The sequence below is a fragment of the Candidatus Solincola tengchongensis genome (genome assembly GCF_015711935.1).
In the GTDB taxonomy this organism is placed as follows: domain Bacteria; phylum Actinomycetota; class Geothermincolia; order Geothermincolales; family RBG-13-55-18; genus Solincola_A; species Solincola_A tengchongensis.
Genome location: NZ_JACVJJ010000007.1, coordinates 1 through 8,453, shown reverse-complemented (window position 1 = coordinate 8,453; position 8,453 = coordinate 1). Strand labels below are relative to the sequence as shown.

Below are 8,453 nucleotides of genomic sequence, written 5' to 3'. Positions count from 1 at the left end.
CATTTCCCTTGAGACATGTTTATCGAGTTTAGCCATAGCCTTCCTCCTTGTTTGGTTGCTCTCCTTACAAGAGGAAGGCTATCTATTGCCTTTCTAAGAGTCCAGACACAAATCTTTATACGCTACCAAATGTGTTGGTGAGATCGGAAAAGGGGATCGAGAAGTTGGTGGGGCGGCCTGGACCACTAGATCACCCAAAAACTAGATCACCCAAAACATTCGTCGAATAACGGCATTTATATGAAGCATCGACTGTAGCGCTTCGCGTGCCGCCATCGCCGTTAACCCCCGGGAAGGAGGTGAGTTAGGCTATACTTTGATTCTTTCATTACTTACAGAGCGGCATGTTCGGGAAGCATCGACCGCACCTCTACGCCGTTCCACCATCGCAGCCAACCCCCAGGAAGGAGGTGAAATGAGACCGTACTTTGACTCTTGCATCATTTGATGCGCGGAGACGATCCTCTCGAAGGACGGGAGAGATGGATAACCATGGAGGGAAGACATGAGCAGTACAAGAACAAAGGAATGCGGCTGGAGACGGGTCGCACGTTGTAGTGCGATGATCGCCCTCCTCGCCCTGGCCTTCTCCTTAATGCCCTTGGGAGCTCCCGGCACGGCCCAGGCGCAACCCACCGTGACCTCGCTCAAGATCACCCCTTCCAGTTGGGAGGGCTGGGCCATCTACGATATCGTGGAGTTCAAGGTGGAGCCGGTGTGGAGCGACGGTGTCCCAGACCCCGACTGCACACGCGCCGGGTCCCCGCCCGTATGGACCACGACCTACGGCTGGTTCGAGAAGGAGAAGACCGGCCTGGACGCCTTTACCATGGCAGTGCCAGGCTCTAGCATCTCCCAGGACCCCAACAAACTGAAATACAGCAGCCTGACCGGCCCCAAGGTGATCTGGAGCACCAATCTTGCCGGGGATATGATAGCGGGAGGTTACGGCGAGGGGCAGGTGAATGTGAGCTACGGAGGCAAGACGGCCAGCGCCAACGTCAAGGCCAAGGAGCCGGACGCCAACCTTATCCCCCCGGGATACATCGGCGCCTACGAGGTGCTCTCGGCCAAGGTGAAAGATAACTCTGAGTACGGTGTTAATATGTTCAACGGGATGTTCTGGGGTTCATGGACCCTGGACTGGAGCTACCGCACCGAGACCTACTACAACAACCAGACCAACAAGGTAACCGCGCTCTCTCAAGACCTTGAAAACTATATCCGCAGGTGGCTGCGGGGGGAGGTGCCGGCCAAACTTCCCGATAACCTGCTTCCTCCGGACACGGTCTGCAACAACACCTTCAACCCGGACTGGGTGCTCTGCCGGCCCGAGGAGGTGAGGCCGGAGGATGTATGGCTGGTAAGGCCGGCCACTTACTCCCCGAACCCTAATTTCCAGGAACTCTACCGGGAGGCCCCCGATCCCAACTGCACCTATATTCTCATTCCGGCCTTCTTCGCCCCCTTCGGGTCGCGGCTGGTCATGGAGGGGGACTTCCCGCACTGCCGCTTCTTCGACGTGCAGGTCTCCCCTCCTTACGATCCCCGCTTTCCCGTATGGACGGGGGGGCAGGGGAACATGGATGTGCCCATGGTGGACGCGGACATCAACCCCGACCCCGGACACGTCAATCCCTTCCGGGTGGGAGCCAACCGCAACGCCACCAACCGGCACTACCACCTTTACTTCAACCTGGAGAAGGGGAACCCGCGTGATCTGAACGAGGCCATCGCCCCTGGCTCGATGACCCCAGGGAATTGGCGCAACTCGCAGAACAACACCCGTGTAGCCGGACCCTTCGAGGACATGGGGGCCGGCGGCAAGGGGGCCATCGGACCCGGCTACCTATGGCTTCGCTATTACGTCCCCGACGCCGGCAAAGGCCCTCTGGCGGGCGTGGCTCTCCCGAAGGTGTGGTTGGAGCTCTCCACGGGCGAGAAGTTCTGGATCAAGCACGACATGCGCGTGGTCAGGCGCCGCACCAATTTCCCCACCCCCGGGGTCTCAACCCCGGCCAGGAATCCGGAGTGGGCCTGGAACTCCAGCTTCGGCTGGGCCAAGGTCTTCGGCGGCTGGCTTATGTATGCCGAGGCTATCGGGAAAGAGATATGCGACAACCCGGAGAACTGGCTGCTCGAGCTCTGGATGGGAGGCGAATGGGGAGTCAAAAGCAGGATTCGCGATTTAGACAAGTGTTACAGCGGGCGGGGTGCCGACATGCCGCCGCCCGGATGCTACGAACCCTATTTCACCTTATGTGTATACAATAACTTCTTAACCAGGGTCATGCAGATGGGGAGCGACAAGGTCCTTGTCATCACCGGGAAAATGCCTAATATCCCCAAGACCAGGAGCGGCCAAGCGACCACGCAGGGCGGGCAGGCGCGCTATCTTTCCTTCACGGTCTACGGAGAAGCGCCGGATGACGCCTACGAAGTGGGGGTAATGTACGCCAATGTCTGCGACGAGGACATCGTGCTCAAGAACGGATGGTACACCATCGTCTTCTCGACCGCGGCCAACCGGCCCGCCAACGCCACGGCGGCTAACGGAGTCACCTGGGTGAATTACGGCACCAGTCTCTCCGACGCCAGCATCTTCCTGCGCTGGCAGAGCGTGGTTCCCGAATGGGACCTCCCCACATACGATCCCGACGAGAACAACCTCCCCTGGTGGAATACGGCCTGGTCCGCGGCCTTCTACGACAAGAACCAAATAGGCAATAACTGGGCGGGCAAGATGGGAGACTACCATCCCGTACTGCATTACATGACCAAATCGCAGTTCGAGGCCTATGGCTCGAACATCAACCCCCAGACCATGGGGTACACCTCGGGCTGGTAGCCACTAGCCCGCTCCAAGCAAAGAAGGGGGTCAGGCCACTGACCCCCTTCAGCTTTACCAGTTTTCCTAGAATTGAAATGGCTCAGAGGCCGGGGTTCCCGGGAAAAACGGCTATCTGCCTCGATAGTGCCCATAAATACTGTAAAAGGACACGACAATCGTTCCTTGACCACGAAAGCCACCGCTCTCTCGCCACATCCAGGGCGCGGCTTGGCAGCGCTGCCAGCGCCACTTCACGCGCAACCTCCTCTCCCTGGCCCCCAAAGGGCAGAAGCTGGACCTGCATCAGGAGCTGCGGGCCGTCTTTGATGCCCCCGATCTCTCCGTGGCAAGCCGTTTCCTGGCTGAGACGGTTGCGAAGTGTGAGAGGATACGGCCGGAGGTGGCGGAGAGGTTGGAGCAGGCTCAAGACGACATGCTCTCTGCCCCCATTTCCTCGCAAAGCCATATGCGGAGGGTTAGGACCACCAACTGCTTGGAGAGGCTGAACCAGGAGATCCGGTGCAGGACCCGGGTGGTGAGGATCTTCACCGACCGGGAAGCGGCCCTCAGGCTCATAACCGCCCTCTGTGTTGAGCAGTGGGAGGAATGGGAGACTGGAAGGGCGTTACCTCGGTATGCACCTGCTGGTTGGAGGAGACGGTGGAAAAGGGGCCGGAACGGACTCGCGTCGCCTATTTGCCGTAAAGCCTGTTCGACACAGTCGACACGGATTCGCCTCGAGGGAGCGAGAACAGGTACCCCTGGCGGAGCCTTGTCCTTTATTCCTCGAGTTGCTATACCGTAGAGGAGATCAACGTTCCTTAACCCACTCCGTGATATTGGAGCTCTTCATCTTGGAGAGCGGAATTTTACATAGGATCGTGGGTTTCACCCTCAGTAATCGAAATATACGTAGGCGCATCAAACATAATTGATAACTGCCATGGCGTTACCTATTTTTCGATCACCGAGATCTCGCCAACCTAAAAGCTGTGCGTTTGCAAGTTAAACTTCTGCACAGTTCCAGTTGCTGTTAAACTATGGTCGGAGCAAAAATATGCGATATCGCTAACTTTCAAGCGGCATGACCTTTCAATGTATTTAATATGTCGGCATCAGCTCAGATTCAGTTTATTATATGCCCGAGTGGCAGCGTTGTTAGAAATGAGAAGTCCACCCTGGGTCAAGATAATACCTACAACAGCATTTATTAACGCGCGCACAGGTTCGTCGAACACAAGCCATATTATGAGATTGGCAACTATTATTGCTGTCACCGTGGCAAGGCGGGTAGAAAAGCTGCGAAGGGCCTTTTCACGTTCGTAACGCTTTTTCAACACCTCCGTGATCTCCATTAGCTGCCTTTCCAGTTCTTGCCCAGAATCTGCAGGGTTGACCTTAAGGATGTCCAGGTTTTTCAATGGATCACGGCTAATGTTTAAAAGGGTCAGCCCGCTGAGCTCGCTGAAGTCATTCAGGTAGCGTAGTGGAGAAAACCATTGCATAATAAAACCCAGCGATATAAGGATCAGTAGAACAAGAGCGTTCCCCTTGGCCCCACGCTCTTTCGCCGTAGCTGCCAGGATTGCAAATATCGCTATGGCTGCTAATCCTCCGACCAGGTTAACGAAAACGGACTGCTTGTACTGGGTAATCGCTTTTCTCAACGCACCTTGGATAAAAAGGAAACGATCCTTAGAACTCATATCACTTTTCTGGTTCCCCATGCTCTGCCTCCTTCGCTGTTACTGAGCTCGTCCAGGAAATGCGCCTATAGCTTGCTGCCGGAGGAGGATGCTTTCGTCTCACTTTTGCCTTTGCGGCGCGCGACGAAAAGGCCCACAAGCATGACGATTAAACCCACTATGAGAATAATCAGCGGAATCCATAGTTTAACAAAGGTGATCGCCTTCTTTCCTTTTATGGCATCTGCCACACTACTTTTCACAGACTCCTCGGTCTGGCTGAATTCGTATTCCATAACCCGCACACCAGACATCTTTTCCGGAGATAGGCCTGCAGAAGCCAGGCGCTGTAATACAGGACCCAGTACGGGATCCTGCAGGTACTTGGCGAAGATAGCAAAGATACCAGTCAACGCATCCTGATCTACCTTGACCGTTGTACTTTCCCAATCTCTGTCGCAGTCCACTATCAACCCGGTCGTAGGCTCAACGGAGTAGGAAACATCGCAACTCCAGTAATACTTGATTGGCACACCCTTGGCCAAGGCTTGGTCGAGTGCCTGCTTGTCTTCCGGGCTCATTCGTTGCTGTGCCAAAGCCAGCAATTCGCGGGCATCAATCCCCATTGCGGTCAATATACCCTCGAGCTGTTGACCACTTATGGACGCGGGAAGGCCTAGGAATTCTATGTATTCCTTAAGCACTTCCCTTTCCTCGAAGCCGCCAGCGAAATTGAAAACGGTAAGGCCATCTCTTTTGTCTTCGCCGACGAAGTTCATGCTCATAGGCGCTCCGATTTCCTCTTTCCAGACGTCGTACGAGGTTTTCTTTGTGCCAAACGGGAAAACATAAGAGAGATAGCCGGAACGGTCTACCAAAAACCCTTCGCGAATGATATAAGCACGGCTATCAGACTGGTTTACAGCCGTTGAACGGTCCAACACTATGGTGAAGGTAATTTCGGGCAATGCTATGTCGCCGATGGAACTCTCTACCGAGCCTGAGATAACCGCGGTATCGGCGTCATACTCTTCGTCTTCTGAATGAAGGTTCACTTTGATCTTGGCGGGAAGCACTAAGGCCTGACCTTCTGGCAAGAGCTCGTAAGTAAGGGGGTTTACATACCATGTGTATTTGCCCTCGTTATAGATAGTGGTGTTCACGCCTTTTGGGATTTTAACCAGCAGGCCCGGCGCGAAGGCCCACCATAAGATCGCTAATAAAACCAACAGCAAACCTAGCACCAATACGACCCATCCTCCAGCCGATCTTTTCATTTTTCCTCCGATCAACTGATATAACGGCCCTACCCCTCCGTAACCTATGTCGAAGATCTACTGTGTGTCAATACTATATCTATGTCCAAATCTACAAGCAAGTGTGTGTGCTGGTTCACTACATCGTGGACACCTCATCCCTATCCTTGCACTCCTCCATCCAGGCGTTCAGAAACTCCATAGGGGTGAGATAACCCCGGCTCTGGTGGGGCCTCACGTGGTTGTATATGAAGTTCCATTCGTCCAGTATCCGGTTGAGCTCCGCCACCGTGTAGCCCTCCCGGAAGGCCCAGAGCTCGTACTTCGTGGTCTGGATCTTCCTCTCGGAGGAGGCGTTATCCTTGGGGCAGTAAGGCCGGGAGAAGTAATGGGCGATGAGCTCCTCGGTAGCCCGGTCGAAGTGGCGGAGGAACTCGCTCCCACCCTCCGTCTGCAGGGCCAGGATGGAGAAGGGCATGTACTCCTTGAGCTCGGAGAGGAACCTCTCGGCGCAGGCCGAGCTAGGAGAGGATAAGACCCGCGAGAAGGAGAGGCGGGAGAAGCAGCATGTGGCCGTGAACTGGTAGTATTTCCTGCCCCCGTAGCACAGGTGCTTGGTGTCCATTTGGAGGAGGCACCCCGGGAAGGCCCTCTTCATCCCGGGCTCGGAGCGCAGGCGCTTCTTCTTCCTCCACTGCGCCCTGCTCTTCCTTCGGGACACCCTTTCTTCGTAGAGGCCCTTTCTCTTCCTGATCCTCCCCACCGTGGAGGAGGAGAGCGAGATGCCGTAGTCCCTTTCCAGGATGACGGCGATCTTGTGCTTGGACCAGGCGGGGTGCTCTCTCCTTAGGTCGTATACGAGCTCCACCGTCTGCCAGGGGGATGGAGCTGACCCGCTTTCGTTGACACCCTGGACTGAGGGATAATGGGCCCCTGGAGAAAGGGGTGAGCATGGCACAGGGAAAACCCTGCCCACCGGAGCTCCGGGCCGAGGCGGTGAAGCTCTAGCGCATGGGCGGAGGGACCCTGGCCCAGACGGCACGGGAGATGGGGTCTCAGACTGGACCCTCGCCCGCTTCCTGCGCCAGGCGGACACCTGCGAGGGCAAGGCGGAAGGCCTGACCACAGAGGAGCGGGAGGGGCTCAGGAGCCTGCGCCGGGAGCGCAGGATCCTCGAGGAGGAGAGAGAGATCCTCCGAAAGGCGGCGCTTTCCCTCGCCCGGGAGAGGGGAGAGCGGCGATGAAATTTTCCCTGATCGGCGAAGAGAAGACGCACCATGCGGTCTCCCGCACATCCGGCGTGCTGGGTTCCTCGCGCGCCGGCTGCCACGCATCGAGGAACAGAGGCCCATCGAGGAGGAGATCCGAGGACGAGGAGCTCGAGAACCTCATGGCGGAGATCCACAGGCCCTCCTTTCCCGCCTACGGGGCTCCCCGCATCCAAAAGGAGCTCGCCCAGGCCCGCGGCATCCACGTGGGGAGGAAGAGGGTGGCCCGCCTGATGAGGGAAATGGGTGCAGAGGGCATATCCAGGAGGAAAGAGAGAAGGGGGGCAAGGACAAGGCGGAGACGCCGGCCTTCCCCGACCTGGTGAGGCGGTACCTTTCCGCCACCCGAGCGGACGAGCCCTTCCTGGGAGGCATCACCTGCATCCCCACCCGGGAGGGCTGGCTCCACCTGGCGGCCATCGTCGACGCCTGCGCGCGCAGGTGCTGCGGCTGGTCCATGAGGAACGACCTCTCCTGTGATCTGGTCATAGACGCTTCGGGTATGGCAGCCGCCCTGCGGAGGCCCAAAGAAGGGGTCATCCACCACTCGGACCGGGGTAGCCAGTAGGGCCCCCTTTCCTTCGGCAAAACGCTCCGGGAGTGGGGGTCATCCCCTCCATGGGGAGCAAGGGCGACCCTTACGAGCACGCCTGCGCGGAGGGCTTCTTTCCCACCCTGAAGACGGAGCTCATCCACGGGACTCGTTTCAATACCCGGGACGAGGCCAGGCTCTCTATCTTCCGCTATATCGAGGGCTTCTACGATCCGCGAAGGAGGCTTCGGCCCTTGGCTACAAGAGCCCTGAGGAGTATGAGAGGATGTTTCGGTCATCTTTGGAGGTGAGGGCGGAAGATCCCGTCCTTACAAGGTGAGGTGTCAACAGAAACGGGGCAAGTCCATGGTGCTGTATCGTTTCAGTAGGCGCTTTCCGGGTTGAAAAGAGTCGAGAGACCACCCTATCATCCTGACAAACCAAGCCGAGTTGGCAGGAAGAAAGGGGTGATCTCTCTTGCTGAACGAAATCATACTACGTCTTGCGGAGGAAGCGAAGGGTATAGAGGAGATAGAGGAAAGGGTGGCCGAGTTGGTCTTTGAGTTGGGCCGGGCCATGCTCAAGGCCTTCTTTGAACATCTGGACCAGGAGCTCATGAGGAGGAGAGAAAAGGGCTTGCGCAACATCGGCATGCGAGAAAGAGCGGTCCTCACCCGCTTCGGAATGATCAAGGTGAGGAGGCGATACTACCGGGACCGCGAGGGCAAGCACCGCTTCCTCCTGGACGAGGCCCTGGGCTTTGAGAAGGGCTCGCTCGCCGCCACCCCGGCCGTCGAGCAAGAGGCTCTGGAGATGTGCTCGGAGACCTCCTTCCGGCGGGCGGGAAAGCACCTCTCCTTCTTCCTCTCCGAGGAAGTGGAC

The 8,453-nt window shown here is 57.1% G+C and carries 9 protein-coding genes; 6 read left to right on the top strand and 3 right to left on the bottom strand.

Features of this window, described 5'->3' with window-relative positions; all coding sequences use genetic code 11:
* Positions 1 to 505 precede the first annotated feature (505 nt).
* On the top strand, positions 506 to 2,848 hold the full coding sequence (locus H7007_RS00145; protein ID WP_287152452.1) for a hypothetical protein: 2,343 nt from the start codon (positions 506 to 508) through the stop codon (positions 2,846 to 2,848).
* A gap of 196 nt (positions 2,849 to 3,044) precedes the next feature.
* On the top strand, positions 3,045 to 3,635 hold the full coding sequence (locus H7007_RS13625; protein ID WP_350340591.1) for a transposase: 591 nt from the start codon (positions 3,045 to 3,047) through the stop codon (positions 3,633 to 3,635).
* A 310-nt stretch (positions 3,636 to 3,945) separates the two neighbouring features.
* Here H7007_RS13625 and H7007_RS00135 read toward each other — a convergent pair whose 3' ends face one another.
* From H7007_RS00135 to H7007_RS13620, 3 genes are all read right to left on the bottom strand, one after another.
* On the bottom strand, positions 3,946 to 4,557 hold the full coding sequence (locus H7007_RS00135) for a hypothetical protein (RefSeq protein ID WP_287152450.1): 612 nt from the start codon (positions 4,555 to 4,557) through the stop codon (positions 3,946 to 3,948).
* A 44-nt stretch (positions 4,558 to 4,601) separates the two neighbouring features.
* Positions 4,602 to 5,759, bottom strand: a complete 1,158-nt coding sequence (locus H7007_RS00130; protein WP_287152453.1) for a porin PorA family protein — start codon at positions 5,757 to 5,759, stop codon at positions 4,602 to 4,604.
* A 151-nt stretch (positions 5,760 to 5,910) separates the two neighbouring features.
* Positions 5,911 to 6,639 carry an integrase core domain-containing protein gene (locus H7007_RS13620; RefSeq protein ID WP_287152449.1) on the bottom strand — a complete coding sequence of 243 codons (729 nt, stop codon included), beginning with the start codon at positions 6,637 to 6,639 and terminating at the stop codon, positions 5,911 to 5,913.
* Between the two features lie 372 nt (positions 6,640 to 7,011).
* Between H7007_RS13620 and H7007_RS00120 the strand changes: the two genes are divergently transcribed.
* The 4 genes from H7007_RS00120 to H7007_RS00110 form a co-directional block, all read left to right on the top strand.
* Entirely contained in the window at positions 7,012 to 7,365 is a 354-nt protein-coding gene (locus H7007_RS00120; RefSeq protein ID WP_287152448.1) for an IS3 family transposase, read from the top strand.
* Entirely contained in the window at positions 7,362 to 7,607 is a 246-nt protein-coding gene (locus tag H7007_RS00115) for a DDE-type integrase/transposase/recombinase (protein WP_287152447.1), read from the top strand. The genes H7007_RS00120 and H7007_RS00115 overlap by 4 nt, the downstream gene beginning before the upstream one ends.
* Before the next feature lie 50 nt (positions 7,608 to 7,657).
* A complete protein-coding gene (locus H7007_RS13615; RefSeq protein ID WP_350340590.1) occupies positions 7,658 to 7,882 on the top strand; it encodes an IS3 family transposase in 225 nt (74 codons plus the stop codon).
* A gap of 166 nt (positions 7,883 to 8,048) precedes the next feature.
* On the top strand, positions 8,049 to 8,453 hold a 405-nt coding region (locus H7007_RS00110; protein WP_287152446.1), incomplete at its 3' end, for a UPF0236 family transposase-like protein.

What these genes read in the sequence shown, in the direction of transcription:
- H7007_RS00145 (WP_287152452.1), top strand. Translation starts at nt 506, where the DNA reads ATGAGCAGTACAAGAACAAAGGAATGCGGCTGGAGACGGGTCGCACGT.
- H7007_RS13615 (WP_350340590.1), top strand. Translation starts at nt 7,658, where the DNA reads ATGGGGAGCAAGGGCGACCCTTACGAGCACGCCTGCGCGGAGGGCTTC.
- H7007_RS00120 (WP_287152448.1), top strand. Translation starts at nt 7,012, where the DNA reads ATGAAATTTTCCCTGATCGGCGAAGAGAAGACGCACCATGCGGTCTCC.
- H7007_RS00135 (WP_287152450.1), bottom strand. Translation starts at nt 4,557, where the DNA reads ATGGGGAACCAGAAAAGTGATATGAGTTCTAAGGATCGTTTCCTTTTT.